Origin of the sequence: Archangium sp. (assembly GCF_036277355.1) — a bacterium.
Taxonomy (GTDB): domain Bacteria; phylum Myxococcota; class Myxococcia; order Myxococcales; family Myxococcaceae; genus Archangium.
Genome location: NZ_DASUNC010000019.1, coordinates 91,196 through 116,157 on the forward strand (window position 1 = coordinate 91,196; position 24,962 = coordinate 116,157).

At 70.1% G+C, this 24,962-nt stretch carries 28 protein-coding genes; 18 read left to right on the plus strand and 10 right to left on the minus strand.

Annotated features, from left to right (window positions below; genetic code table 11):
* Positions 1 to 23: 23 nt before the first annotated feature.
* From VFZ09_RS05460 to VFZ09_RS05470, 3 genes are read right to left on the minus strand one after another with little or no spacing between them, the layout of a single operon-like run.
* Positions 24 to 1,160 carry a hypothetical protein gene (locus VFZ09_RS05460; RefSeq protein ID WP_329726411.1) on the minus strand — a complete coding sequence of 379 codons (1,137 nt, stop codon included), beginning with the start codon at positions 1,158 to 1,160 and terminating at the stop codon, positions 24 to 26.
* A complete protein-coding gene (locus tag VFZ09_RS05465) occupies positions 1,160 to 1,996 on the minus strand; it encodes a hypothetical protein (protein ID WP_329726412.1) in 837 nt (278 codons plus the stop codon). Before VFZ09_RS05465 ends, VFZ09_RS05460 begins: the two co-directional genes overlap by 1 nt.
* Entirely contained in the window at positions 1,993 to 2,901 is a 909-nt protein-coding gene (locus VFZ09_RS05470; RefSeq protein WP_329726413.1) for an ABC transporter ATP-binding protein, read from the minus strand. Before VFZ09_RS05470 ends, VFZ09_RS05465 begins: the two co-directional genes overlap by 4 nt.
* 242 nt (positions 2,902 to 3,143) lie before the next feature.
* Here VFZ09_RS05470 and VFZ09_RS05475 point away from each other — a divergent pair, with 242 nt between their 5' ends.
* The 5 genes from VFZ09_RS05475 to VFZ09_RS05495 are packed head-to-tail and all read left to right on the plus strand — an operon-like array spanning position 3,144 to position 7,774.
* The gene (locus VFZ09_RS05475; protein WP_329726414.1) at positions 3,144 to 3,353 is read left to right on the plus strand and encodes a hypothetical protein; all 210 of its coding nucleotides are present in this window, start codon (positions 3,144 to 3,146) and stop codon (positions 3,351 to 3,353) included.
* Between the two features lie 58 nt (positions 3,354 to 3,411).
* A complete protein-coding gene (gene hemB, locus VFZ09_RS05480; protein ID WP_329726415.1) occupies positions 3,412 to 4,383 on the plus strand; it encodes a porphobilinogen synthase in 972 nt (323 codons plus the stop codon).
* 33 nt (positions 4,384 to 4,416) lie between these two features.
* A complete protein-coding gene (locus tag VFZ09_RS05485; RefSeq protein ID WP_329726416.1) occupies positions 4,417 to 4,962 on the plus strand; it encodes a hypothetical protein in 546 nt (181 codons plus the stop codon).
* Positions 4,963 to 5,003: 41 nt separating this feature from the next.
* A complete protein-coding gene (locus VFZ09_RS05490; protein ID WP_414640673.1) occupies positions 5,004 to 5,594 on the plus strand; it encodes an RDD family protein in 591 nt (196 codons plus the stop codon).
* Positions 5,579 to 7,774: a D-alanine--D-alanine ligase family protein gene (locus VFZ09_RS05495; RefSeq protein WP_329726418.1), complete on the plus strand. Its 2,196-nt coding sequence runs from the start codon at positions 5,579 to 5,581 to the stop codon at positions 7,772 to 7,774. The genes VFZ09_RS05490 and VFZ09_RS05495 overlap by 16 nt, the downstream gene beginning before the upstream one ends.
* A gap of 24 nt (positions 7,775 to 7,798) precedes the next feature.
* Here VFZ09_RS05495 and VFZ09_RS05500 read toward each other — a convergent pair whose 3' ends face one another.
* The 3 genes from VFZ09_RS05500 to VFZ09_RS05510 are packed head-to-tail and all read right to left on the minus strand — an operon-like array spanning position 7,799 to position 10,669.
* Positions 7,799 to 7,981 carry a hypothetical protein gene (locus VFZ09_RS05500; RefSeq protein WP_329726419.1) on the minus strand — a complete coding sequence of 61 codons (183 nt, stop codon included), beginning with the start codon at positions 7,979 to 7,981 and terminating at the stop codon, positions 7,799 to 7,801.
* An 11-nt stretch (positions 7,982 to 7,992) separates the two neighbouring features.
* Entirely contained in the window at positions 7,993 to 9,174 is a 1,182-nt protein-coding gene (locus VFZ09_RS05505) for an acyl-CoA dehydrogenase family protein (protein ID WP_329726420.1), read from the minus strand.
* Between the two features lie 55 nt (positions 9,175 to 9,229).
* The gene (locus VFZ09_RS05510) at positions 9,230 to 10,669 is read right to left on the minus strand and encodes a carotenoid oxygenase family protein (protein WP_329726421.1); all 1,440 of its coding nucleotides are present in this window, start codon (positions 10,667 to 10,669) and stop codon (positions 9,230 to 9,232) included.
* A gap of 162 nt (positions 10,670 to 10,831) precedes the next feature.
* On the opposite strand from VFZ09_RS05510, the gene VFZ09_RS05515 reads away from it, so the two are divergent.
* Genes VFZ09_RS05515 through VFZ09_RS05530 form a run of 4 tightly spaced genes read left to right on the plus strand, consistent with a single transcriptional unit; the run spans position 10,832 to position 14,185 of the window.
* Positions 10,832 to 11,962 carry a LamG domain-containing protein gene (locus VFZ09_RS05515; RefSeq protein WP_329726422.1) on the plus strand — a complete coding sequence of 377 codons (1,131 nt, stop codon included), beginning with the start codon at positions 10,832 to 10,834 and terminating at the stop codon, positions 11,960 to 11,962.
* A 57-nt stretch (positions 11,963 to 12,019) separates the two neighbouring features.
* Positions 12,020 to 12,667 (plus strand): TetR/AcrR family transcriptional regulator, encoded by a 648-nt coding sequence (locus VFZ09_RS05520; RefSeq protein ID WP_329726423.1) that lies wholly within the window; start codon positions 12,020 to 12,022, stop codon positions 12,665 to 12,667.
* Positions 12,668 to 12,699: 32 nt separating this feature from the next.
* Positions 12,700 to 14,034: a P1 family peptidase gene (locus tag VFZ09_RS05525; RefSeq protein WP_329726424.1), complete on the plus strand. Its 1,335-nt coding sequence runs from the start codon at positions 12,700 to 12,702 to the stop codon at positions 14,032 to 14,034.
* 40 nt (positions 14,035 to 14,074) lie between these two features.
* Positions 14,075 to 14,185, plus strand: coding sequence for a hypothetical protein (locus tag VFZ09_RS05530; protein ID WP_047858218.1), 111 nt, complete (start codon positions 14,075 to 14,077; stop codon positions 14,183 to 14,185).
* Between the two features lie 48 nt (positions 14,186 to 14,233).
* Here VFZ09_RS05530 and VFZ09_RS05535 read toward each other — a convergent pair whose 3' ends face one another.
* The gene (locus tag VFZ09_RS05535; protein WP_329726425.1) at positions 14,234 to 14,728 is read right to left on the minus strand and encodes a hypothetical protein; all 495 of its coding nucleotides are present in this window, start codon (positions 14,726 to 14,728) and stop codon (positions 14,234 to 14,236) included.
* 113 nt (positions 14,729 to 14,841) lie between these two features.
* Between VFZ09_RS05535 and VFZ09_RS05540 the strand changes: the two genes are divergently transcribed.
* Together VFZ09_RS05540 and VFZ09_RS05545 are read left to right on the plus strand one after the other, a co-directional pair.
* Complete coding sequence (locus tag VFZ09_RS05540) at positions 14,842 to 16,008, plus strand: AI-2E family transporter (RefSeq protein WP_329726426.1); 1,167 nt, start codon at positions 14,842 to 14,844, stop codon at positions 16,006 to 16,008.
* A gap of 60 nt (positions 16,009 to 16,068) precedes the next feature.
* On the plus strand, positions 16,069 to 17,712 hold the full coding sequence (locus tag VFZ09_RS05545; protein ID WP_329726427.1) for a hypothetical protein: 1,644 nt from the start codon (positions 16,069 to 16,071) through the stop codon (positions 17,710 to 17,712).
* A gap of 24 nt (positions 17,713 to 17,736) precedes the next feature.
* Here VFZ09_RS05545 and VFZ09_RS05550 read toward each other — a convergent pair whose 3' ends face one another.
* The 3 genes from VFZ09_RS05550 to VFZ09_RS05560 all read right to left on the minus strand — a co-directional run bounded on the left by VFZ09_RS05550 (position 17,737) and on the right by VFZ09_RS05560 (position 20,241).
* Positions 17,737 to 18,492: a response regulator transcription factor gene (locus tag VFZ09_RS05550; RefSeq protein ID WP_329726428.1), complete on the minus strand. Its 756-nt coding sequence runs from the start codon at positions 18,490 to 18,492 to the stop codon at positions 17,737 to 17,739.
* Positions 18,489 to 19,769 (minus strand): sensor histidine kinase, encoded by a 1,281-nt coding sequence (locus tag VFZ09_RS05555; protein WP_329726429.1) that lies wholly within the window; start codon positions 19,767 to 19,769, stop codon positions 18,489 to 18,491. Before VFZ09_RS05555 ends, VFZ09_RS05550 begins: the two co-directional genes overlap by 4 nt.
* 91 nt (positions 19,770 to 19,860) lie before the next feature.
* Positions 19,861 to 20,241: a hypothetical protein gene (locus VFZ09_RS05560; protein ID WP_329726430.1), complete on the minus strand. Its 381-nt coding sequence runs from the start codon at positions 20,239 to 20,241 to the stop codon at positions 19,861 to 19,863.
* Between the two features lie 138 nt (positions 20,242 to 20,379).
* Between VFZ09_RS05560 and VFZ09_RS05565 the strand changes: the two genes are divergently transcribed.
* From VFZ09_RS05565 to larE, 7 genes are all read left to right on the plus strand, one after another.
* A complete protein-coding gene (locus VFZ09_RS05565) occupies positions 20,380 to 21,105 on the plus strand; it encodes a HesA/MoeB/ThiF family protein (protein ID WP_329726431.1) in 726 nt (241 codons plus the stop codon).
* Positions 21,093 to 21,335 carry a sulfurtransferase TusA family protein gene (locus VFZ09_RS05570; protein ID WP_047858212.1) on the plus strand — a complete coding sequence of 81 codons (243 nt, stop codon included), beginning with the start codon at positions 21,093 to 21,095 and terminating at the stop codon, positions 21,333 to 21,335. Before VFZ09_RS05565 ends, VFZ09_RS05570 begins: the two co-directional genes overlap by 13 nt.
* 3 nt (positions 21,336 to 21,338) lie before the next feature.
* A complete protein-coding gene (locus tag VFZ09_RS05575) occupies positions 21,339 to 21,611 on the plus strand; it encodes a ubiquitin-like small modifier protein 1 (RefSeq protein ID WP_329726432.1) in 273 nt (90 codons plus the stop codon).
* Between the two features lie 4 nt (positions 21,612 to 21,615).
* The gene (locus VFZ09_RS05580) at positions 21,616 to 22,227 is read left to right on the plus strand and encodes a ThiF family adenylyltransferase (protein ID WP_329726433.1); all 612 of its coding nucleotides are present in this window, start codon (positions 21,616 to 21,618) and stop codon (positions 22,225 to 22,227) included.
* A 13-nt stretch (positions 22,228 to 22,240) separates the two neighbouring features.
* Complete coding sequence (locus VFZ09_RS05585) at positions 22,241 to 22,729, plus strand: M67 family metallopeptidase (RefSeq protein WP_329726434.1); 489 nt, start codon at positions 22,241 to 22,243, stop codon at positions 22,727 to 22,729.
* A gap of 163 nt (positions 22,730 to 22,892) precedes the next feature.
* Complete coding sequence (cysC, locus tag VFZ09_RS05590) at positions 22,893 to 23,669, plus strand: adenylyl-sulfate kinase (protein WP_329726435.1); 777 nt, start codon at positions 22,893 to 22,895, stop codon at positions 23,667 to 23,669.
* 110 nt (positions 23,670 to 23,779) lie between these two features.
* The gene (gene larE / locus VFZ09_RS05595) at positions 23,780 to 24,661 is read left to right on the plus strand and encodes an ATP-dependent sacrificial sulfur transferase LarE (RefSeq protein ID WP_329726436.1); all 882 of its coding nucleotides are present in this window, start codon (positions 23,780 to 23,782) and stop codon (positions 24,659 to 24,661) included.
* Positions 24,662 to 24,962 lie beyond the last annotated feature (301 nt).

Below are 24,962 nucleotides of genomic sequence, written 5' to 3' on the forward strand. Positions count from 1 at the left end.
GCCCCTCGGCTCGACCCCGGAATTCACGGCGTGGGGCTGGCCTCCTGCGGCTTCTCGTTCTGGGCGCCCTGCTGCTCGCGGCAGAAGGCGAGCTGCTGCTTGATGGTCTCGAGCGGCACGGCCAGCTCCAGCTTGAACTCGTTGCCGTCCGGCCGCACCTTCGCGAAGTCCAGCAGCTGCGCCAGTTCCTTCTCGCCCTCGGTCTGCGCCTTCATCCGCGCCAGCGACAGCGCGCCTCCGAGCGACTTGCCCAGGTCTGTCACCTTGTCCGCGTCCGGCCCCTTCACCTGCGCCGTCATCGCGAAGTCCGAGCTCGCGTCCACGTGCAGCTCCACGTTCTCCGCCACCTCGGCCAGCCGTGCCGCCAGCTCCTGCTGCTCCTGCGGGAACAGCTTCTTGAGCTGCTCCGTCGAGATCACCCCATACATCTCTCCGTACGTGCTGCTCTCGGAGATGACGGGCGGCTCGTCCGGCCCGCGGCCCTCGACCCGGTCGATCACCTGCTTCACCCCGTCCGCCGACCGGCCGAACACCAGCATCTGGTTGTTCCACAGGCCCATCTGCGGCCCGTCCCGCCGCACCACGCTCCCGTCCGGCATCTTGCGCTCGTACTGCCGCTCGAAGAGCCGCGCCTCGTCTCCGTAGTCGTAGTGCGTCGCCCCCCGGCTGCTCAGCAGGTTCTTCAGGCGCTCGTCCCCGAAGTTGCCCGAGAGGATGACCCCATCATCCGTGAGCACCATCCGGTCCAGGTCCTGGAACGGGTCCACGCCCGTCTCCTTCTTGAACCGCTCCAGCTCCGCGCCCTCCCGGTTCATCAGGCACTCCAGCAGCATCTCCCCGATGGGCGAGTGACGGATGGCGTTGGCCTCGATGACCACCGCCGTCTTCCCCTTGCCCCGGGGCAGCGCCGCCAGCACCGGATCGCTCGGCCGTATCGGCTTCTGCTCCGCCACCGTCCCCGCGTCCATCACCGCGGGCATCACGTACGTGCGCCGCTTCTCCATGCGCTCGCGCTCCGCCGGCCGCAGCCGGTTCGGGAACGCCACCTTCGGCGGGGGAGGGGCCTCCTCCTCGCCCTGTCCCGACAGCATCAGCCACGCGGCCAGGCCGAAGAGCACCACCGCGAACACCAGCCACAGTCCACGACGCCGCTGCTGCATCAGTAATCCCTCCCCTCGAACCACCAGAAGCCCAGCGCCAGCACGCCCAGGCCGAACACGAACACTCCCGCCAACAGCATCGTCAGCGACTGCACCCCCAGTGGCGTCGAGGCCGCCAGGTCCATTCCCGCCTTCGCCAGCGCGGACAGCCGCGGCAGCACCAGCGTCACGCCCTTGAACAGCTCGCGGCTCACGCCCTCCTCGAGGAAGGGGGCGATCTTCGTCCGGAAGCCCGCGATGACGCCCGCCACCAGCGTGATGCCTCCCAGCGCCGCGCACAGGGCCGAGCTGCGGATCAGCGTCGCCGTCGTCAGCATCACCGCGTACACCGCCGCGAAGCTCACGCACGCCAGCAGCGCCGAAATCACCGGCCCCACCGTCCAGTACCCCGTCTTCACCCCGAAGATGAGCACCAGCCCCACCGAGCCGTACAGCGACCCGAGCAGCGCCAGCGTCATCACCCCCACGAACGTGCCCGCCAGGATGTGCCAGCGGCGCAAGGGCAGGGCGAGCAGGTGCTCGATGCGCCCCGGCGACAGCAGGCTCGGCGCGAAGTCACAGCACGAGACGATGCCGAACAGGATGCCCCCGTAGAAGACCAGGGCCGCCGCCGCCATGAACACCGGCTTGAGCGCCACGTCCACCGCGCGGATGTTGATGTCCATCACCTCGCCGAACAGCCGCGAGGCCGCCAGCGCCCCGTCCACCACTTCGATCTTCAGGCTCAGCGACAGCGTCACCAGCACGCCCGTGACGCCCAGCAGGAAGGCCAGGATGAACTTGCGCGAGACCGCCTCGCGCAACACGTACCCCGCGATTCCCAACACGCCGTTCATGCCGCCACCCCCATGGCCGAGGCCAGCACGCTCTCCAGATCCTGCCCGTCCCGCTTGAGCTCCACCAGCAGCGCTCCCGCCGCCCGCGCCTTGTCCAGCGCCGCGTTCAGCCCCGCCGCGTCCGCCGCTTCCACGTGGTACTGGCCCTCGGTGCCCGCCGCCGTGAAGCCCGCCGCGCCCAGCGCCCCCGCGTCCGCTCCCGGCGCGAAGCGCACCACCCACCGCGCACCGCTCCGGGCCAGCTCCTCCAGCCGCCCCTCGCGCAGCACCTTGCCGTTGCCGAGGATCGCCACCCGGTCGCACAGCCGCTCGGTCTCCGCCAGCAGGTGCGAGTTGAGGAACAGGGTCGTGCCGCGCTGCACCTCCTCCTGGAGGATCCGCCGCACTTCCACCCGTCCCATCGGATCGATGCCGTCCGTGGGCTCGTCGAGGATCAGCAGATCCGGGCTGCCCAGCATCGCCGCCGCCAGCCCCAGCCGCTGCCGCATGCCCTTCGAGTACCCGCCGATGCGCCGGCCCAGCGCGTCCCCCAGTCCCACCCGCTCCAGCAGGCGCAGGTTCGCGGCCTTGTCCGGCTTCAGTCCTTTCAGGCCCGCCACCGTCCCCAGGAAGGCCGGCGCCAGCCACGCGCCCGGCAGGTGCAGCCGCTCGGGCAGGTAGCCGATGCGCGCCCGGATTCGCGGATCCTCCGGCGAGCCACCGAGCACCCGCACCGTCCCCTCCGTGGGCTGCACGATTCCCAGCATGCTCTTGATGAACGTCGTCTTCCCCGCGCCGTTGGGGCCGATCAGCCCGAACGCGCTGCCTTCTGGTACGGAGAGGTCCACACCCCGCAGCGCCTCGTGTCCGGCGCGGAACGCTCGCCGGTAGGTCTTACGGAGTCCGATCACTTCGATGGCTGGCACGATGCGCACTCTACGACGGAGCCCGGCCCGCGATTGCCCTGCATGCCACACGAGCCAGCACCCGAGCCCGTGTCCCGGCCGCTCGCGAGCCCCTTTGCGCACCCGGGAAATGCGGTTCGCACCTTTTTTCCGGGTGCTTGGAGGTCCCAACTTTTCCGGCCTTCGTGGTTTCGCGCCCTTGCGGGGCGCCCCTGCATGGCCCGGCGTGTGCACAAGCCGCGAAGCACAGGAGGCAACACCCCATGTCCACGATCAAGCTGATGGAGCAGGAGCTGTACGCGGCGCGCCGGGAGCTGGCGGAGGCGGAGCGCGGTCTGCGCGAGAACACCGAGGCGGCCCGGACCCGCTATGCCCGCGCCGTCCACGAGGCCGAGCTCGCCGAACGCATGGCCGCTCGCATGTCCAGGCAGCGCAGCTGGCTCGACGAGAGCTGGCGCCTGGCTGCTGTCTGAGCAGCCCCATCAGGAGATTTCCTTTCCGGTGGCCGCCAACGGTTTATACCGTCGGCACATGGCTCATCCGATCCACCGACCCCGCCGGCTGCGCCGCAGCCCGGCCCTCCGTGAGATGGTGCGCGAGACCACGCTCGCGCCCTCGGACTTCATCTATCCGCTCTTCGTCGTCGAGGGCCGCGACATCCGCCGCCCCATCGGCTCCATGCCCGGCATCTCCAACCTCTCGGTGGAGCATGCCGTCGCCGAGGCGAAGCAGGCCCACGCGCTCGGCGTGCCCGCGGTGCTCCTCTTCGGCATCCCGAATCACAAGGACGCCCAGGGCTCCCAGGCCTACGCGCGCGAGGGCATCGTCCAGCGCGCCATCCGGGAGATCAAGAACGCGCTGCCGGACATGCTCGTCATCGCCGACGTGTGCCTGTGCGAGTACACCGACCACGGCCACTGCGGCATCATCGAGGGCGGCCATGTCGCCAACGACGCCACGCTGCCGCTGCTCTCGCGGATGGCCGTGACGTGCGCCCAGGCCGGCGCGGACATCATCGCCCCCTCGGACATGATGGACGGGCGCGTGGCCTCCATCCGCTCGGCGCTGGACGAGGTGAAGCTCACCGAGGTCCCCATCCTCTCCTACGCCGTCAAGTACGCCTCGGCCTTCTACGGGCCCTTCCGCGAGGCCGCCCAGAGCACGCCCCAGTTCGGAGACCGGCGCACCCACCAGATGGACCCGGGCAACGTGCGCGAGGCCCTCAAGGAGACGGACCTGGACATCGAGGAGGGCGCGGACATGATCATGGTCAAGCCCGCGCTGTCCTACCTGGACGTCATCCACCGGGTGCGCGAGCGCGTGAACGTGCCGGTGGTGGCCTACAACGTGTCCGCCGAGTACTCCATGGTGAAGGCCGCCGCGCAGAACGGGTGGATCGACGGAGATCGGCTGATGCTGGAGATTCTCACCTCCATCAAGCGCGCGGGTTCGGATCTCATCATTACCTATCACGCGCTGGAAGCCGCGAAGCTGCTCGGTTGACGGTCGGGCACGGCGTCTCTACAGAATCGGCACATGGCCACCCGCAAGAAGAAACGGCCCCCCCATCGCAAGGCGGCACCCCCGGCGGCGACCCGGCGCACCCCCCGTGCCGGCAAGCGCCCGGGTGCCGCCCGCACCGCCATCCCCGCCTCCGCCGTGCGGCCCGCGGGGCCCCTCCAGTACAAGGTCGTCGAGCTGTCCACCGTGGACGAGGGGACGCTCGAGCGCACCGTGAATGAGTGGAGCCTCCGGGGGTGGACCCTGGACGGGGTGCAGTTCGCCATGCGCGAGTCCTCCAAGCGGCCCGCCATGGCCTTCGTCTTCTTCACCCGCGAGGGAGAGCCCGCCGCCCAGGACGTGGAGGGCGCGCGCGGCCGGCTGCGGCAGATGTCCGAGACGGGCTCGCCCACGGCCCAACTGGTGGCCTCGCCGGACTTCACCGGCAACGCCGCCGCCTCGTCCTCGCCGTACCAGCGGCCTCCGGGCATGGTGAGCGCCCATGAGCGGCTCGCGCAGCTCGCGGGCCTGGACGAGCCCGAGCGCCCCGAGCGGGGCCTCATCCTGGAGCCCGAAGAGTGAGCCCCTCCCATCCTGTCTTCTCCACCCACCGCCGGCCCGGCCTGCGCGTGGTCCACGACGGCGACGAGCTTCCGGGCTCACCCTATCCCAAGGCCTCGCTGTGGATGCGGGCGGGCGCGCGCATCGTGGACGTCGCGGTGGCCTGGGGTCTCTGCGTCGTCTGCGGCGCCGCCGGCGAGGTGGTGGCGCTGCTCTTCCTGCTGCTGGCCGACGGCATGCTCCAGGGCCAGAGCGTGGGCAAGCGCATCTTCGGCGTGAAGGTGATGCACCTGCCCACGCAGTCCGCCGCGCGACACCGCGACAGCACCCTGCGCAACGCCCCGCTGGCCCTCATCGTCCTGCTGGGGATGATGCCGAAGCCCCTCGGGCTGGTGGTGGGCCTCGCGGGGCTCGTGGTGATCGGCGGCGTGGAGGCCCTGCGCGTGGTGAGGGATCCGCTCGGCTGGCGGCTGGGGGATACCTGGGCCCAGACGCAGGTGGTGGACGGGAAGGTCGTCGCCGGAGCAACGGTTGCAGCACGCACACCTGTGACGGCCGCTCGCGTCCCAGGCAGATTCTTGTCCGCGGCCCGGCTCCGCCGGATCCGCCATTTCAAGAAGTCCAGAAGGGGAAAGCCTTGCGCATCGCGCTGACGTACAACCTCCGGTTGTCCGACTCGGAAGACGAGGCGGAGTTCGACACTCAAGAGACGGTGAACACGCTGGCCTCGGCCATCGAGCGGCTCGGCCACCGGCTCGAGCGTTTCGAGGTGAGCGGCCCGGCTTCCCGCACCGTCGCGCGGCTCGAGGCGTACAGCCCGGACCTCATCTTCAACATCGCCGAGGGCCGCCGCGGCCGCTTCCGCGAGGCCTTCTACCCGGCGCTCTTCGAGGAGCTGGGCTTCGCGTACACCGGCTCGGACGCGTACGCGCTGGCGGTGACGCTGGACAAGCAGCTCACCAAGCTGGTGCTCTCCAAGCACGGCATCCGCACCCCGGGCTGGCAGTTCGTCGAGAAGCTCACCGAGCTCAAGGCGGAGGATCTGCGCTTCCCCGTCATCATCAAGCCCAACTTCGAGGGCTCGTCCAAGGGCATCACCCAGGACTCGGTGGCCGAGACGTTGGAGCAGGCCCGCGAGAAGGTGTCCCAGGCCCTGGCGCGCTACCCGGCCGGCGTCCTCGTGGAGGAGTTCATCAGTGGCACGGACATCACCGTCCCGTACCTGGCGGCGGTGCAGAACGACCATGACGGCGTGCTCAGCCCGACGGAGTACGACATCGATCCGGCCGCCATCGCCGGCCGCAAGTACGCCATCTACGACTACGAGCTGAAGACGAAGAAGGAGAACGCCGTCAAGGTGCGCGCCCCGGCCAACATCCCTCCGAAGGTGGCCGAGGAGATGCGCACCATGTCGAAGAAGATCTTCCAGGCGCTCGACTGCCGGGACTTGGGACGGATCGACTTCCGGCTCAGCGACGCGGGCGTGCCGTATTTCCTGGAGATCAACGCGCTGCCGAGCCTGGAGCCGGGCGCGGGCATCTACGCCGCCGCGGCCATGGAGGGCATGCACCTGGACGGGGTGGTGGGCGCCATCATCCAGAGCGCGGCGCGGCGCAACAAGATCAAGGACGGCAAGCGCCAGGGCAAGCCGGCGCGCAAGTCGGGTCCGCTGCGCGTGGGCTTCACCTACAACGTCAAGCGCGTGAAGCCGGCGTTGGACGGCCAGGCGGTGGAGGACAGCGAGGCCGAGTACGACTCGCCCACCACGCTGCAGGCCATCCGCGAGGCCATCGCCTCGTGGGGCCACGAGGTGGTGGACCTGGAGGCCACGGCGGAGCTGCCCAGCGTGCTGGCCAGCACGCCGCTGGACATCGTGTTCAACATCGCCGAGGGCTTCAAGGGCCGCAACCGCGAGAGCCAGGTGCCGGCCATGTTGGAGCTGCTGGACATCCCGTACACGGGCTCGGATCCGGCCACGCTCTCCATCGCGCTGGACAAGGCGCTGGCGAAGAAGATCGTCCGCCAGGCGGGCATCCACACGCCCAACTTCCAGCTGATGCACACGGGCAAGGAGCGGCTCAACAAGGAGTTCACCAGCTTCCCGCTGATGGTGAAGCCGGTGGCCGAGGGCTCCTCCAAGGGCGTGGTGAGCAAGAGCGTCTGCCACAACGAGGCGGAGCTGCGCGAGGTGGTGAAGGAGATCGTCACCAAGTACCAGCAGCCGGCGCTCATCGAGGAGTACATCGGCGGGCGTGAGTTCACGGTGGGCCTGCTGGGCGAGCGCCGCCCGCGCGTGCTGCCGCCCATGGAGATCGTCTTCCTGGACAAGGCGGACAAGACGCCCATCTACAGCTTCGAGCACAAGCTGGATTGGACGGATCGCATCCGCTACGACGCGCCCGCGAAGCTGGAGCCCGCGCTGCTGGAGAAGCTGAGGGCGGCGGCGCGTGGCTCGTTCATGGCGCTGGGATGCCGGGACGTGGCGCGCATCGACTTCCGCATGGACGACAAGGGCCGCATCTACTTCATCGAGTGCAACCCGCTGCCGGGTCTGACTCCGGGGTGGAGCGACCTGGTGCTCATCGCGCAGGGCGCCGGCATGGACTACCGGGGCCTGATTGGCGAGATCATGGCCCCGGCCATCCGCCGCTACAAGGAGCGCGAGGCCCGCCGCGCGGCGGATGAGAGCGCGCTGATGAAGCTGGCCATGGAGAAGGCCGCCCTCGAGAAGGCCGCCATGGCCGAGGACAACAAGGCCGTGACGGGCTCGGGCTCCGGGTCGTCGTCCTCCTCGGGCGAGGGGCCGGTCCGCATGGACATGAAGGCTCACTGAGACAGGGCTGGGACCTGGCGGACGTCAGTCGTTGGTGAAGATCGGAAACCGGCAGAGCGTCTCGAAGCCGAGGCGCTCCAGCAGGGGCCCGGAGGTGCTCGCGCGGGAGTGGACGGTGGCGAGGGGAATGCCCCGTCCGGCGGCATAGCCCAGCCGCGCGGTCACGAGCGCCCGGTACAGCCCTCGCCCACGGAAGGCGGGCAGCACGAACGGCCCGCTCAGAGCATGACCGTGTTGGCTTCCACTCCGAGCAGCACGCTGCCGATGAGCTCCAGCGTGGCCGGGGCCACCATGGCGTGCTGCGTGGCCACGTGGATGTCGCGCAGGCAGCGCTGCAACGGACTGGCGCGGTAGACGGCCGTGCCTCCCGCCGCGTCGTACATCCGGTCCACCACGCGCGCGCAACTCCGCATGGCGTGCGTATAGGACAGCCGCAGCTCCGCCCGGTGCTTCACCGTCACCTCGCCGCGCGTGGCGGCCTCGAAGGTGGTGTGCACCGTCTCGAGCAGGAAGGCGCGCGCGGCACGCAGCGTGGCCTCGGCCTCGGCCACCGCCTCCTGCACCGCGGCCCTCCTGGCCAGCAACTGGCCACCGTGCGCCATGAGCTTCTTCTGGCTCGCCAGGGCCGTCAGCTCGTCGATGGCGCGGCGGGCGATTCCGAGCGCGACGGCCGGGATGCCCACCCCCAGCAGTCCGAAGGCGGGGAAGGCGTAGAGCGGCCGAGCGACACGCGGGCGCTCGGTGACGAGCGACATGCTCCGATCGGCGGGCACGAAGACGTCCCGTACCTCCATGTCGCCGCTGCCCGTGCCGCACAGGCCCGAGGCGTGCCAGGTGTCGTGCAGCGTCACGTCCGAGCTGGGGAAGAAGAACAGGCGCACCTCGGGCACGGGCCCACGCATCTGGGGGGCACCGTCCTTCGTCACCACCGCGCCACTCACGAGCCAGCGGCAGTTCTGGCTCCCACTGGCCCAGGGCCAACGCCCGGTGACCCGGTAGCCTCCCTCGACGAGCTCGGCACGGCCCATGGGGGCGGCCACTCCGCCGGTGATGACGTCCGGCGCTCCATAGATGACGCGGGCCTGCGGCTCGGGCAGCCACGCCGAGCACATGGCGGTGCACGCGCCGATCATGACGCACCAGCCCGCCGAGCCGTCCGCCCGTGAGAGCATCTCGACGGCCTCGATGATAACGGCCGGGTGCAGCTCGAGGCCTCCGTAGGCCTCGGGCACCACCATGCGGAAGAGCCCGGCCTGGGCCAGCTCCTGGGCGAGATCGGCTGGCAGCCGGCGGGCTGTTTCAATCTCCTCGGAGCGGGCGGCAACCCTGGGCGCGAGTTGGCGGAGGGTGGCGAGCAGCGGGTGCTCTCCAGCGGACTTCACGGCGGCGGAGGTCGTCATGCCGGAATCGTACGAGGAGCCCGGCCCGGCTGGCCAGTGACGCCATCGGGTTACGCTACGCCGCCGGTACCCAGGTGCCGTGGAAGGTGAACGGGAAGCCGTGGTCCAGCCAGGCTCGCGCCACCGGGCCCGCCTCCGGCGTCCTCGCGTCCAGCACCGCCAGGTACGTCTGGTCGCTCGTCGCGTCGTAGGTCTGGGCGAGCAGCCAGCCATCGTCCTCGGCCGAGCCGCCCGGGCGCGGGATGAACACGGGCTCGGAGGCGTAGTGCTCGCGCCCCAGCGTCACCACCGTCTCCCGGCCCGTCTCCATGTCCACCTTCACCAGCGCGTCCTGCGGCCCCCGCCACGCCTTCTGCCCCGAGTGCGCCGCCAGGTACACGTAGCGGTGGCGCGCCCCCGAGAGCAACGGCGTGGCCCCGGGGAACTCGCAGCGCCGATCCGAGATCTGCTCGGTGCGCAGCGTGCCCGCCTTCGGGTCGATCGTCGTCCGGTGCAGCCGGCCCTGCGCGTCCGTGGAGGCCCACCCGTGGATCTGCTCGGCCAGCCACTGGTTGGTGCCGAAGTCCGGGTAGCGCACGGAGTCCACCACGATGCGCCCGTCCTGCTCGAACGCGTTGCCGAAGTGCCACGTGTAGAAGGGCTCCGCCTGGAAGCGCATCACCTTCGAGGGCTCGTCGATGGGGATGACGAGCACCTCCGTTCCCAGCTCCGGCCGCCAATCGAAGTTGTCCGAGAAGCTGCCCAGGCCCAGCAGCACCCGGAAGATGCGGATGCGCATCGGGGCCACGAAGAAGAGCAGGTGCCGCTCGGTGGCGATGAAGTCGTGGATCATCACCATCCCGGGCAGGGGCACGCTGCCCATCCGGCGGATGGGGCCCGAGTCGGGCAGCTCGTACAGGTCCAGCAGGGGAACGCGCCCGTAGTGCACGCCGAAGTTGTACGCCGCCCGCCGCGAGCCCACCCGGTGCGGGTGCGCGGAGAAGGCCGGGCCCACCACGCCCTCGAACGTCGTCTCTCCGAGGGTGCGCAGGTCCTCCAGGGACAGCTCCGTGGGGATGGTGGACTCCACCAGCGCGAAGAGCCGCCCGTTCCACGTCATCGCCGAGGTGTTGGCCGCGTTCTTCGTCCCGCCGAACATCCGGCGCCACAGCGAGGGCGCCGCCGTCCCATAGTTGCTGTAGAGCACCTTGCCCGCCGTGCGCTCGGCCCGGATGCTCGGGGTGTCGATCGCCCGGGCCGCTCCCCAGGCACCACCCTCCGCGAAGCGCACCGCCAGCGCGCCGCCATCCCCGTCGAACCAGTGGCCATAGCGCTGCTCGCCCACGCCGAAGCTCACCGGGCCCACGCGCACCAGCGTGCCCTTCAAGTCCTCGGGGAGCCGGCCCTCGAGCCTCATCGGCTGGAAGCCATGGTCCCTCGTGAAGTCGCGGTAGGCGTTGAGCCAGGACGGCTTTCCAGGGGAGGGCGGGGGCGCGGCGGCGGCAATCGGCATCATGGGCGGATGATGGCTTCCCACCCCGGGTTCGACAAGGAGCCGAGGGCCCGTCTCCTCGTCCGTGGAGGGAGCCGCATCCTGCCCTCCAGGGCATCACGTCCTTTCCGGCCCATCTCCACCCTTGAAGTGGAAGACAGGCACTCGTCTTCAAGGGAGGCGCGCATGGTCCGCGGATTCGCCATTACCACGTCCACTTCCTCGATCCGGTTGGACGGCTCGGGCCGGGGAGAGCTCACCTTCACGGTCTCCAATGCGCTGGGGCGGCCGGTCCGGGGCCGGGCCGTCGTCGAGCCCGAGGGAACGACCTCGCGGGACTGGTTGGCGCTCGACGGGGAGGCGGAGCGCGATTTCCCTCCCGATGGCACCCACCAGTACACCGTGAAGGTGAACGTTCCTCCCGGCACGCCCCAGGGGCAGCACGCCTTCCATCTCTCCATGGTGAACGTGGCCAATCCCGACGAGGAGTTTACCGTCGGGCCCTCGGCGAGCTTCCAGGTCCCACTTCCCCAGGCTCCCGCGCCCAAGAGGAAGTGGCCCCTCGCGTGGATCGCGCTAGCCGCCGGCATCCTCGTCATCGCCCTGGGCACCTTCCTCGCGCTGCGCGGCCGGGGTGACGAAGACAAGGGCGTGGGCGGCGCGGGCGAGGCGGGACAGGCCCCGGCGAAGCAGGTGTTCCTGACCCTCGATGGAAAGGAGTCCTATATCGAGCTGGGCAACCCGAGGGAGCTGATCTTCTTCGGCCCCATCACCATCGAGGCGTGGATCCGTCCGCGGTCCCTCAATGGCATCCGCAACATCGTGGTCCACGGCCACACCAACTCGCCTCCCGCCGAGGTCTATCTCCGCATCAACGGCGGGAAGTACCAGGTCGGCTCCTTCAACGGGCAGGACTTCTCCACGAGCGCCGACGTTCCCCCCTCGGACGTGGGCCGGTGGGTCTATCTGGCTGGCGTCTACGACGGTGCCCGCTGGGTGCTCTACCGGGATGGCGAGCTGGTGGCGTCCGCGCCCCAGCCGCTCGGCGCCTTCTTCGTGGATGGCTCCTGGGCCATTGGCGCCCGGGGCGGTGGGCGCGAGCGCTTCTTCCAGGGAGACATCCGCGACGTGCGCATCTGGAACCTGCCCCGTGGCCAGCAGGAGGTCCGCGCGGACAAGGATCGGACCTTCACGGGCAACGAGCAGGGGCTCGTCGGCTACTGGCCGTTGAACGAGGGGCAGGACGTCGTGGCCCGGGATCTCTCGCCCAGCAAGATCGATGGTCTCATCCGCGATGCCACCTGGGGTTCGGAGTAGAGGGGAAGAAGTTTCCACCGTTCACATGGGACGTGAACGGTGGTTACATTTCGTGCCATGGCCATGCGTGGTACCCGGAAGAAGACGGCGGAGAAGCCCCACTACCACCATGGAGATCTGCGCCGGGCGCTGTTGGACGCGTCGCTGGCGCTCATCTCCGAGGAGGGCTTCGGGGCGCTGTCGCTCCGGGAGGTGGCCCGGCGGGCGGGGGTGACGCACGCGGCGCCCTACCGTCATTTCGAGGACAAGGAAGCGCTGCTGGTGGCGGTGGCCGAGGAGGGCTTCCGCGTCATGACGGCCCGGATGAAGGAGCGCATGGCCCGGGAGACGTCGCCCGAGGGCCGTCTGGCGGAGTGCGGCGTGGCCTACGTGCTCTTCGCCGTGGAGCACCCCGCGCACTTCCGGGTGATGTTCGGGCCGCACTTCACGCAGCCTCCCAAGCTGGGCCCGCCCGGCGGGGACACGGATTCGTTCGGTCTGCTGGTGGACTCCATCACCCAGGGTCAGCGGGCCGGCGTGTTCCGCGAGGGCGAGCCCCTGCCGCTCGCGCTGACGTGCTGGTCGCTGGTGCACGGGCTGAGCTCGTTGCTGGTGGACCGGAAGCTGGAGATGTCGGGGGTCATCACCGTCGCGCAGGCCGAGACACTGGCCCTGGAGCAGACGCGTCTGTTGCTACGAGGGCTGATGCGCGCAACGAGCAATTGACCGGGAGAGCGCCTCGGCTAGGTTGGCGCCCCATGGCCAACCCACCCGAGAGCGAGCCCACCGAGAAGCGCGTCCGAGCCCGGGAGCTGGGCATCCCGTTGGGCCGTTTCAAGACGGGCCGGCACAACGCCATCACCGACGTGGAGGGCGTGCTCGTCGGGCACAGCACCATCATCCGGGGCGAGGGGCCGCTGCGGCCGGGCCATGGCCCCGTGCGCACGGGCGTCACCGCCATCCTCCCCAACCGCGGCAACATCTTCATGGAGCGGATGAACGGGGGCGGCTTCGTGCTCAACGGCGCCGGTGAGGTGGCCGGCATGACGCAGCTCCTGGAGTGGGGCCTGGTGGAGACGCCCATGCTCCTCACCAACACCATGTCCGTGGGCGCCGCGTCCGACGCCCTGGCCCGCCACATGGTGGAGCAGTACCCGGGCATCGGTGACGAGCACGACGTCATCATCCCCATCGTCGGCGAGTGCGACGACAGCTACCTCAACGACATCTCCGGCCGGCACGTCCGGGCCGAGCACGTCTTCGAGGCCATCCGCAATGCCTCGGAAGGCCCCGTCCCCGAGGGCAACGTGGGCGGTGGCACCGGCATGGTGACGTGCGACTTCAAGGGCGGTATCGGCACCGCCTCGCGCAAGCTCCCCGAGGCCCTGGGCGGCTACACCCTGGGCGTCCTCGTCATGTCCAACTTCGGCAAGATGCACAACCTGCGGGTGGGCGGCCTGCCCGTGGGCGAGGTGCTCGCCGAGAAGTTCAAGGACACGCCCCGGCGCGGGCAGACGTACGGCTCCATCATCGCGGTGGTGGCCACGGACGCCCCGCTGCTCAGCCATCAGATCAACCGCCTGTGCAAGCGCGTGTCGCTGGGCATCGGCCGGGTGGGCAGCTACGCGGCGCACGGCTCGGGGGAGATCGTCGTCGGCTTCTCCACCGCCAACATCATCCCCCGGCGCACCCAGAAGATGGTCTACAAGCTGAAGATCCTCCTGGATCAGCGCCTGGACCCCCTCTACGAGGCCGTCATGGAGGCCACCGAGGAGGCCATCCTCAACGCCATGTGCATGGCCACCTCCATGAAGGGGGTGAACGACAACTACGTCCCGGCGCTGCCCCTGGACGAGGTGCGCCGCTTCGTGCAGGCCTGCCGGCCCATCTTCGCCTCGGTGAAGAAGCGCCCCCAGCAGACGAGCGCCCCCGTGGGCCGGGACAAGCCGGCGGACGTGGACAAGGAGGGGGAGGTGACGGCCGGAGCGGTGCTCCCCACCGAGGTCCGGGGGGCCGAGGGCATCCCGTATCCCACCCGTCCGGCACCGGACGATATCGAGGACTCCTCATCCGGTGGATCTTCTGGTAGTTAGGCGCCCCTCGTTTGTCCTACCTCTCTCAGGAGACGCCTACATGGCCCGCAGCAAGAGCAAGCACCGCCGCGTTCAGAACAAGATCAAGCAGAAGTGGAAGCGCCAGTTCAAGCGCAAGGCGGCCAAGGCGGCCGAGGGCGAGAAGAAGTAATCTCGCTCGGTTGCCTCGGACCCGCTCCACGCGAGCACGCTCGCCTGCCTACTGGCGGGTCGCCGTGAAGGAGCGGGTCACCGAGCATCGCCGGGTATTGCCGGCCGTGGTGCTCGAGTAGTTGCCCTGCCAGTCCCCCACCAGTCTGGGCACGCCGCCATCCCCGATCGCGGGGATGTAGCGCCCGGAGAGGATGGCCGAGTCGGGCCCCCGGGTCCCCCCATCCATGTCCTGCCCCAGGCTGTTGCCCACCAGGCTGAAGTCGTACGTCGCGTAGAGCGTGCCGCGCAGCGTCATGCGATCCAGGTTCGCGGTGACGTCGCTGCCCTGGCGGCTCACGTCGATGGGACCCACGGGCAGATCCACCGGCACGCCCTCGCAGGCGGAGGGGAGTGTCCCCGGGTCCAGGGCCAGGCCGTAGCGGCCCTCCATGGGCGGGCAGTCGATGCAGCCCTGGGAGGTGCCCCCACACCCGGAGGCGAGCAGGAGCGCTCCGGCGAACGTGAGGGTCAAGGTGGGGAAGCGGAAGCGTCCAGAAGTCATGGATCGTCTACCTCGGGTAGGGACCCCCGGCTTCCCGCTGAGAAGCGACGTTCCTACGTTCTGTCGCGTCCTGGGCGGGATGTCGTGGGGTGTGTCGTGGGGGAGGGGTGGGCGTGACTGGGCTCGACACGAAGCGGTGGTCCAATCTTATCTTCGCCGGGCTGTTCGCCCTGGCGCTGATTCTCTTCTCGAGAATCCTGATTCCTTTCCTGATGCCGGTGCTGTTGGGGGGCTTCCTGGTGGTGCTGTTCCGGCCGCTGCAGGATGTCCTGTTCCGCACGCGGCTGAGGGCGTACCCCTCGCTGTGCGCCGGCCTGTCCACGGTGGCCGTCTTCCTGCTCATCCTGGTGCCGCTGGCGGTGGTGGGCTGGCTGGTGGCGCGCGAGATGCTCGGGCTGATGGAGCACGCGCAGGTGCTCGTGGACCGCATGGAGCAGGGCGAGCTCGCCGCGAGCCTGCCGAGGGGTCTGCGGCGCTACGTGCCGGCGAACCTGCACGGCTCGCGGACGGAGGAGGCGCTGATGGGGGCGATGACCAGCGGGGCCTCGGTGCTCAAGGATCTGCTGGGGGCCGGCACGGAGCTGATCATCGATCTGTTCCTGATGACGGTGGCCATGTACTACTTCTTCCTGGATGGCCGCCGCCTGTGGGCCGAGTCCACGCAGCTGGTGCCGCTGGACAAGCGCTACATCCAGGCGTTCGCGCAGGAGTTCACCGACGTGGCGCACGCCATCGTCTACGGCAACACCATCACCGCCTTCGTGCAGGGGGCGATGGGGCTGGTGGGGCTGTTGCTGGTGAAGGTGCCGCACGCGGGGGTGTGGGGCGCGGCCATGGTGCTGGTGTCGCTGGTTCCGGTGGGGGGCACGGCGCTCGTCTGGGGCCCCATCGGGGGGGTGCTGCTGATGACGGGCAAGGTGAACGAGGGCGTCTTCCTGCTGGCCTGGGGCGCCTTCGTGGTGGGCAGCATCGACAACGTCATCCGGCCGAAGCTGTGCGGCTCGCGCATGGCGCTCCACCCGCTGCTGGTCTTCCTGTCCATGTTCGGCGGGCTGGCGGTGTTCGGGATGATGGGGCTGCTGGTGGGGCCGCTCATCGCCTCGCTCTTCATGGCCATGGTGCGCATCTACCGGCGTGACTTCCTGGGCATCCTGCCGCCCGTGCTGCCGGCGGTGTCCGCTCCCGTGCCCGTGCCGGTGGCGGTGCCCGTGGCGGTGTCCCAGCCGGTTCCGGCGCCGCAGCCAGTGATCGCTCCTGGACCAACGGTCGCCGAGGTCTGACGCCCGGGCGCCACGAGCCTGGACAACGGCCCATACGGTGGGTGAGTCTGCTGGCCATCCATGATGGCCTCTGGACGCTGGTTGTCTCGCTGGGGCGTGGTGCTGGCCCTGGCCCTGATGCTCACCTCGCAGGCCGCGCGCGCCGAGCGCGTGGCCGTCTCCGCGCTCGAAGGAGACAAGAACAACAAGCTGCGCGCCCAGGTGACGGGGTTGTTGCGCAAGACGCGCAAGGTGAAGGTGTTGCCGCCCGCGGTCTGGGCGATGGCCGCCGCGAAGCTGAAGATGCGAGGCCCCGCCTCGGTGGATCCCCGGGTGGTGGCGCGTCTGGCGCCGAAGCTCGAGGTGGACGCCGTGCTCACGGGCTCGGCGGGGCGGACCTACAGCACCTTCAACGCCCGGCTGCTCGACGCGGAAGGCCACGAGGTGTGGACCGGGGAGTTCGTGCTGCAGCGCGGGCTGCTGCCGAAGTACGAGGCCCAGAAGTTCACCCGGGCGGTGCTCGAGGTGGTGCTGGTCTCGAACCCGCCCGCCCCCGAGCCGTCCGAGACCCAGGCACCCGAGCCGTCCGAATCCGTGGCGAGCCCCACGCCCGCGCCCCAGCCGGCGCCCGCGGTGGAGCCGCCCGCGTCCGAGCCCCATGCGGCGGGTCAGGCCGAGCCGGAAGCGGTGGAGCCGGCCCGTCCGATGGAGTCCGCGCCGAGGGCCGAGGCCACGCCCCCCGCGCCGAAGCCGGTGCTCGTTCCGGAGGCGAAGTCCGCCCCGGTGCCCGCCTGGGAGGAGCTGGACGAGGAGTCGCACACGTACCTCACGGAGCTCGAGGGCAGTGGCGGAGGCTTCCCCGAGGAGGGGGGCACCGCATCGGACGCGGGCCGGTTGCCGCCGCGGGTGAAGGTGTTGCTCGGGGCGGCGGTGACGTGGCGCCGGTACTGCGCGCGGCCGGGCGTGATGGCGTGCAGCGAGTACGACGCCCTGCCTCCGGAGCAGCAGTTGGGGGACATCGCGGACTTCACCTCGAACGCGCCGTACGCGGGGCTCGCCGCGGAGGCGGAGGTGTTCCCGCTGGCGCACTGGCCGACGCTGCTGCGGGGCGTGGGGCTCACGCTGGGCTTCCAGCGCAGCTTCGCGCGGACGACGGTGCAGGTGTCGACGCCCATTGGCGAGACGCCCGAGCGCGAGGTGTACGCGACGGACACGGCTTATGGGGCCATGCTGGCGTACCGCTACTTCTTCGACCTGGGGACGCAGGCGACGCCGCTGTGGGGCCATGCCGGGGTGCGGCTGGGGGCGCTCGGCCGGGAGTTCGACGTGGGCGAGCGGCTGGAGACGCCGCTGCCGGTGGTTCACCGCTTCTACCCGGCGGTGGGGCTGGACGTGTCGGTGCCGTTGATGCGCGCGGTGCGCATCGAGGGCGCGGGCCAGCTCTTCTTGCGGCCCAACCCCGGGCAGTCGCTCTGGGCGGACACGGATGGCTCGCGGGTGGCCGAGGTGCGTGACTACGGCGACGCGGTGTCGAGCCTGGGCTGGGCGGCGGAGCTGGGCGTGGCGGGAGACCTGTGGGGCCCGTTCGGCTACTCCGCGCGCTTCCGGCTGGAGTCCTACAAGGATCGCTTCACGGGGCAGGGCTCCCGGCGCGGCTGGACGGACAACGGCGTGGCCGAGGAGTCCTACTCGAGCATCATCGCGGGCATCACCGCCGCCTGGTGAGACTCCGGGGAAGGCCTGGGCCCGTCACACGGAGATGAGGCCCTTGCGGATGCCCTCGGTGACGGCCTCCACGCGGTTGGTGACCTCGAGCTTGCGGTAGATGTGCTCGAGGTGGGTGCGGATGGTGGCCTTGGAGAGGTTGAGCAGCCGGGCCGCCTCGCTGTTGGACACGCCCTTGGCGATGAGCTGGAGCAGCTCCGTCTCGCGATTGGAGAGCGGCTTGAGCAGGGGCTCGCTGGCCTCGGAGGCGGCGGCCGCGGCGGGCGGCTCGGGAGTCTCGGGCGCGGCGGGAGCGGGCGGGGCCACGGGCTCGGTGGGCACGGGGCTGGAGTCCGGCTCCACGCGGAAGTGGCGCAGCAGCCGGCGCGCCAGGCTCGGCTGGATGACGGTGCCACCGGCGCGCACTTCCTTGATGGCCTCGATGATCTTGTCCGCGGGCGTGCCCTTGAGCAGGTAGCCCGAGGCGCCGGCCTTCACGGCCTCGAGGACTTTGTCCTCCTCGTCGAAGATGGTGAAGATGAGGATCTCCACCTGGGGCCAGCGCGCCTTGACCTCGCGGGTGACGTCGATGCCGCTCATGCGGGGCAGGCCCAGGTCCAGCAGGAGGACGTCCGGGGTGACGCGGGGCACCTCCTCGAGCGCGGCCTCGCCGGACAGGGCGGTGCCCACGATGGTGATGTCCTGGTTGCTCTCGAGCAGGCGGAGCTGGTTCTTGAGGATCTTCGTCTGATCCTCGACGACGAAGACGCGGATGGGGGAGGGCGCGGTGGCGTCGGTCATGGGCTGGAGGGGAGGGAGAAGGATACGCGGGTGCCGTTACCTGGCGCCGAGTCCACGATGAGGGTACCGCCGAGCTTCATGGCCCGCTCGCGCATGTTGAGCAGGCCGTAGTGGCCGCGAGGCGTCTGCTTGGGATCGAAGCCCTTGCCGTCGTCGCGGACGGAGAGGTGCACCGTGTCCAGGTCGTAGTCGAGCTTCACCTGTACCTGCCTGGGCTGGGCGTGCTTGACGGCGTTGGACAGGCACTCCTGGAGGATGCGGAAGAGGGCGAGCTGGGCATCCGGGGACAGCTTGCGCGGCAGGCCGGTGCGCTCGAAGCGCAGGTCCACCTGGGTGCGATCGCCGAACGTCTTCACGTAGTCCTCGAGCCCCTGGGTCAGCTCGAAGTCCTCGCGCATCATCTGCAGGTTGCGGCGCAGCTCCTCGATGGACTCCTCGGCGGTGCTCTTGAGCTCCTGGATCTCGGAGCGCAGCGAGTCGTCCTTCGCCATGCCGAGGATGAACTCGGCCTGGATGATCATCGAGGAGAGCGAGGCGCCCAGGCCGTCGTGGATTTCGCGGGCCAGGCGGCTGCGCTCCTCCACCACGGCCAGCTCCTTGAGATCGCCCTGGAGCTCCACCACTTCGCGGTGGGAGGCGGCCTCGCGCTCGCTGAGGTACACGAGCACGTAGACGATGGTGAAGTTGAGCGCCGAGTACCACAGGAGGGTGAGGACCTCGACGGCGGTGACCTCGCGATTGAGGAGCAGATCCAGGCGGGCGGTGATGGGCAGCGCCAGCATGGAGGGGAGGATCGCGATGGGCTTGGGGAAGAGGATGGCGAAGAGGGTGGTGAAGAGCAGCTGCGTGCCGAGCAGGGGGCTCTGCAGACCGCCACCGACCTGGGGCTTGTTGATGAGCACCACGACGATGAGCAGATCGAAGCACAGGGTGATGTACGTCACCCAGCGGCCGGCCTTGGGGTGGTCGATGACCGTGTAGTTCGCGACGCTGTAGAGCAGCATGGCGAAGTAGCCGGCGAAGGCGAAGTTGCCCTGGAAGTTGAAGTAGCGGGACCACGCGGGCACGGCGAGGATGGCCAGGCCCAGGGTGAGGAAGCAGAGGCGCGCGAAGAAGAGGGCGCGGGCCCGGGCCACGAAGCGATCCTGCTCCCAGGAAGCGGCGGCCTGCTCGGCGGAGATGTTGTCGGTGAGCTTGCGCCGATCGAGCACCGCCCGCACGCGAGCACGCCGGTGCGAGTCGGGGTTGTGGTCGTCGAGCGCGAGAGCGGGTTCCATCGGACCGGCAGCTTAAGGGACCTGCCGGGTTCTCGGGAATACCACCACTTCAGCGGATGCCTGCCTCCCTGGTGCCGGGAGGCGGCGGGGGCTACTGCGCGGACGGGGTGGCGCAGGCCTTGCGCGCCTCGGGCTGGCGCGCGAAGACGTACTCGAGCCGGTCCCGGGACTCGCCGGTGGCCTCGTTGAAGAGCGGGGTTCCGCCCGCGTACATGGTGCCCTCGGCGTTGCCGTAGCGATCCAGCTTGTGCTCCTGGAGCCAGCGGTCCACGCAGGCCTCGGTGGTGGCCTGGGTGTCTCCCTGGCCCTTGGGGCCGGCGTTGGTGGGGGCGGTGAGGGTGGCCCCGGTGGAGCCGGTCTGCGGGCCGGCATCGTTGGCGGAGGGGTTGTCGGCGGGCTGGTTCTCCCCGGTCTTCTTGGGGCAGCCGGTGGCGAGCAGGGCGACGGCGAGGAGGGCGAGCGCGTGTCTCATGGGTCCTCAGGAAAGGCGGGTGGAGGTGCTCGGGATGGCGACGGAGCGGGGCGGGACGATATTCGTTCGGGTGCGGGCCGGGGCGGCTTTTCGCCAGCGGGGTTGACGGCGGACAGGGGCTCGGCGAGGGTCGCGCGCGTGGAACGAGTGGCTTCGGCACGGGTGCTGGTGGTGGGCGCGGGCGGATTGGGCTGTCCGGCCTCGCTGGCGCTCGCGCGCGCGGGGGTGGGGCACCTGACGCTGGTGGACCCGGACCGGGTGGACGTGACGAACCTCCACCGGCAGCTCTGGCACCGCACACCGGACGTGGGCCGGCACAAGGTGGAGTCGGCGGCGGAGGGACTGAGGCGGGCCTTCCCGGCCCTGAGGGTGGAGGCACTCGCCGAGCGGGTGGACGATCGCAACGCCGCCTCTCTGTTCCGGGCCCATGACGCGGTGGTGGATGCCACCGATGGCACGTCCACGAAGCTCTTCCTGTCGGATGTGGCGGTGGCCGCGGGAGTGCCGCTCGTCTACGGCGGGGTGCTGCGGATGCAGGGGCAGGCGATGCGCGTGGAGCCCGGCGGGCCGTGCCTGCGCTGTCTCTACGAGGAGCCTCCTTCGCCGGACGCGGTGCCCACGTGTGCCCAGGCGGGGGTGCTCGGCTCGATGGCGGGGCTGGTGGGGGCGCTGCAGGCCATGCTGGTGCTGGAGCGGCTGACGGGATCGGCTCCGGTGGCGGACGGAACGGCCACCCTGCACGTGCTCGATGGCGCCACGCTGCGGGGCCGTCAGGTGCGCGTGCGCCGGGCTCCCGATTGCGAGGGCTGCTCCCGACCGCGCCCACCCGTCTTCACCGAGGAGAGTGCCCGATGCACGAGGTGACCCGGACGCTGGACATCACCCGCGAGGTCTGCCCGATGACCTACGTACGCACCAAGCTCGCGCTGGAGGCGCTCGACGACGGCGCGGTGCTGGAGGTGGTGCTGCGGGGAGACGAGCCGCTGAAGAACGTCCCGCGCAACGCGCGCGAGGAGGGCCACGAGGTGCTCGTGCTGGAGCCTCGGGGCGATGGAACCCACCGCCTGCTGCTGCGCAAGCAGGGAGGAGCCTGAGAGATGGCCACGATCCGGATTCCCACCACGATGCGGAGCCTCACGGGCAACAAGGGCGAGGTGCGCGTCGCGGGCGCCACGGTGGGCGAGGTGCTGAACAACCTGGAGAAGGCGCACCCGGGGATTGGCGCGCGGGTGTTCGACGACAAGGGCGCGGTGCGGCGCTACGTGAACGTGTTCCTCAACGACGAGGACATCCGCTTCCTGCAGGAGCTGTCCACGCCGGTGGCGGACGGGGACCGCATCACGCTCATTCCGGCGATCGCGGGAGGGTAGGGCGATGGCGCTGCGCGAGGAGCAGATCCTCCGCTACTCGAGGCAGATCCTCCTGCGCGAGGTGGGGGGGCGAGGGCAGGAGAAGCTGCTGGCGGGAGGCGTGCGGCTGAAGGCGGCGGATGTGGCGGGGCTCACGGCCGCGGCGTACGTGGCGGCCGGGGGCACGGCGGTGGAGCCAGGCCCCGAGCCCCTGCTGCCCGGTGCCGAGGGCTTCCTCGTGCGGGCGGACGAGGTGGGCCGGCCGGGTGCTGAGGTCCTCACGCGGGTGCTGCCGGACGTGAACGCGGACGCGCTGCCCGCGCGCGGGACGGGGCGGCTGGCCGAATTGCCCGCGGTATGGGACGGCGAGGGCCCCTGGGTGGCGCTGGGCGGTGATGGGACACGGGGCGTGGCCGTCTTCCGGGGCGCCTCGGGGTGTCCCGGATGCTTCGAGGCCACCACGGCCGGGCTGGGGGCTCCGCCCTCGGGAGCGCTCGGGGTGGGGCTGGGTGCCTTGGGCGCGCTGATCCTCCAGCGGCTGCTGCTCGGGATGGAGCCGGTGCTGGGCGCCCGCGGATGGGAGGCACCGGGCCTGCTGACGGACCTGCCGGTGCGGCGCTGTGGCCGGTGTGGCTGATCCAGGAGCCCGCGTGAGCCCCCCGCTGCCGGAAGACTTGTCGGACGTCATCCGACACCTGGCGTCCTGCTACCCGCGGGAGGGCTGTGGGGTGCTGCTACGGGCCGGGGAGTCGGGGCCCTGGCGGGTCCGCCCCCTGCGCAACGCCCAGGACGACCTCCACGCCCAGGATCCTGTGCGTTTTCCTCGCACCTCCCGGACGGCCTACGCGTTCGAGCCCCGCGAGTGGCTCGGCGTCCTCATGGAAGCGGAGGCCCGGGGCGAGCACGTGGCCTGTGTGTTCCACTCCCATGTGGACACAGGTGCGGAGTTCTCCGACGAGGACCGACGCCAGGCCGCTCCGGACGGAGCACCTCTGCTCCCGGGGGTTTCCTACCTCGTCATGGCTCTCCACTCCGCGTCCGTCAGGGATGTGAAAATTTTCTGGTGGGAGTGCGGATTTTTTCAAGGTCGTCCGCTTTTACTTGACTTCGAGACGGATCAACCCTTGGAAATCCCTTGAGAAGGCGGGCACTTGGCCGTCTGCCCCCCCTACCTGCGGAAAGGTGGGTGCGAATTGTCAAAGCACCGGATCTTCGTCTATAACGCCCCCGACTTTTGATCTGCCGCGCTCTTGGGGGGCACGGATGTAACCTCCTGGAGGCGCAGGGAGTTTGGGACCCGTTATGGCGCAGACGACTGGTTTTACCGTTTGGCTGACCGGCATGTCCGGGACCGGCAAGAGTACGATGGCTGCCTACATCGCGGCCCGGCTCAGGCAGGTGGATCGCAACGTGGAGATACTCGACGAGAACGAGCTCCGGGACGATCTCTGGCAGGGACTGGGAGACAGCAAGGACGAGCGCAACACCATCGTCCGCCGGCTGGGGTATGTGGCCGGGCTGCTCACCCGCAACAACGTGGCGGTGCTGGTGCCGTGCGTGAGCCCGTACAAGGCGGGGCGCGAGGACAACCGCCGGACGATCGGCCGTTACATCGAAGTGTACGTGGACTGCCCGACCGAGAAGCTGATCGAGCGCGACAGCACGGGCCGGTACAAGAAGGCGCTGAGTGGGGAGATCCCCAACTTCATCGGCATCACCGAGCCGTATGAGCCGCCGGCCTCGGCCGAGGTGGTGATCCACTCGGACGTGGAGAGCGTGGAGGACGGCGCGGGGAAGATCTTCCAGTCGCTGCTGGACCTCGGGTACGTGACGGTCGAGGAGCTGAAGATCATCACGGGCAAGAAGATGAAGGCGCAGCCGCCGACGAAGACGGAGGTGACGCGCGTGTCGTCGGCTCCGGCGAAGGCGGGCAAGGCGGCGCCGGCGGCCAAGGCGGCGGCTCCCGCGCCGAAGGCGGCGGCGGGCAAGGGCGCCAAGGCGCGTCCGGCGGCCCGGGCGGCCCGGGTGGCCAAGCCGGCGGCCAAGAAGGCGGCGGCTCCCAAGCGCAAGGCCCGCTAGCCGGGCGGCCCATCTCCCTCCTGGCGAGGGAGGGGCACGGGCCCGGGAGCATCGAGGACCCCCAGGTTGCGCGGGCAACCCGGGGGTTCTTCGTTTATAGAGGTGCCCCCATGCTGACCCCCGAGCGCATCCAGGCCCTGTGTGACTCCTCCCGCCCCAAGCTGGACGCGATGCGTGCCGCGTTGCGCGCGCACGGTTCGGCGCTGGTGGCGTTCTCGGGAGGGGTGGACTCCACGTTCGTGCTGAGGATCGCGGTGGAGGAGCTGGGGGAGCGGGCGCTGGCGCTGACGGCGCTGTCGGCCTCGGTGGCACCGGAGGAGGAGCGGGAGGCGCGGGAGCTGGCGGCGAAGCTGGGGGCGCGGCACGTGGTGGTGTCGAGCGACGAGCTGGCCAACCCGAGCTACGCGGCCAACCCGACGAACCGCTGCTACTTCTGCAAGACGGAGCTGTACGATCTCTGCGAGGCGAAGCGGAAGGAGCTGGGGCTGGAGGTGGTGCTGGACGGCTTCAACGCGGACGACTTCAAGGATCACCGGCCGGGGCACCAGGCGGCGAAGGAGCACGCGGTGCAGTCGCCGTTGGCGAAGGCGGGGCTGACGAAGGAGGAGATCCGGGCGTGGAGCCACGCGCTGGGGCTGCCCACGTGGGACAAGCCGCAGATGGCGTGCCTGGCGTCGCGGATTCCGTATGGCACGTCGGTGACGCGGGAGCGGCTGTTCCAGATCGCCGGGGCGGAGTCGGAGCTGCGCAAGCGGGGCTTCCGGCAGTTCCGGGTGCGCTACCACGACGAGATCGCGCGCATCGAGCTGGCGGCGGAGGAGTACGAGCGCTTCCTGTCGGCGGAGCTGCGGCGCGAGGTGGACAAGGCGCTGAAGGCGCTGGGGTTCAAGTTCGTGGCGTTGGACCTCGAGCCGTTCCGCTCGGGGCGGATGAACGAGGCGGCGGGCATCCAGAGGCCCGCGGACGCCCACCCGCTGCCCGTGGTGAGCTGAAACCTGATCCACCAGGTGATCCCGCGCTGATCCGGCCCTGATCCCCCATTGATCCGTCTGTTGATCCGTTCCTGATCCGCGGAAACCTCCCCTCGCCCCCCGGGAGAGGGACGGGGTGAGGGTATCTCGCACCCCGGCTTCCCCTCTGTGATCACAGGCCGGTATTTGGATCCGTGCGCGGATCGGATCTACAGCAGAGCGCGGCGTGCGCGGGAGCGCCCGTGATCGGCTTCTGATCCCGGGCGATCCCCACATGATCCAACGGGTACGGGGATTTTCTTGCGATCCGATGCGTCTGTGA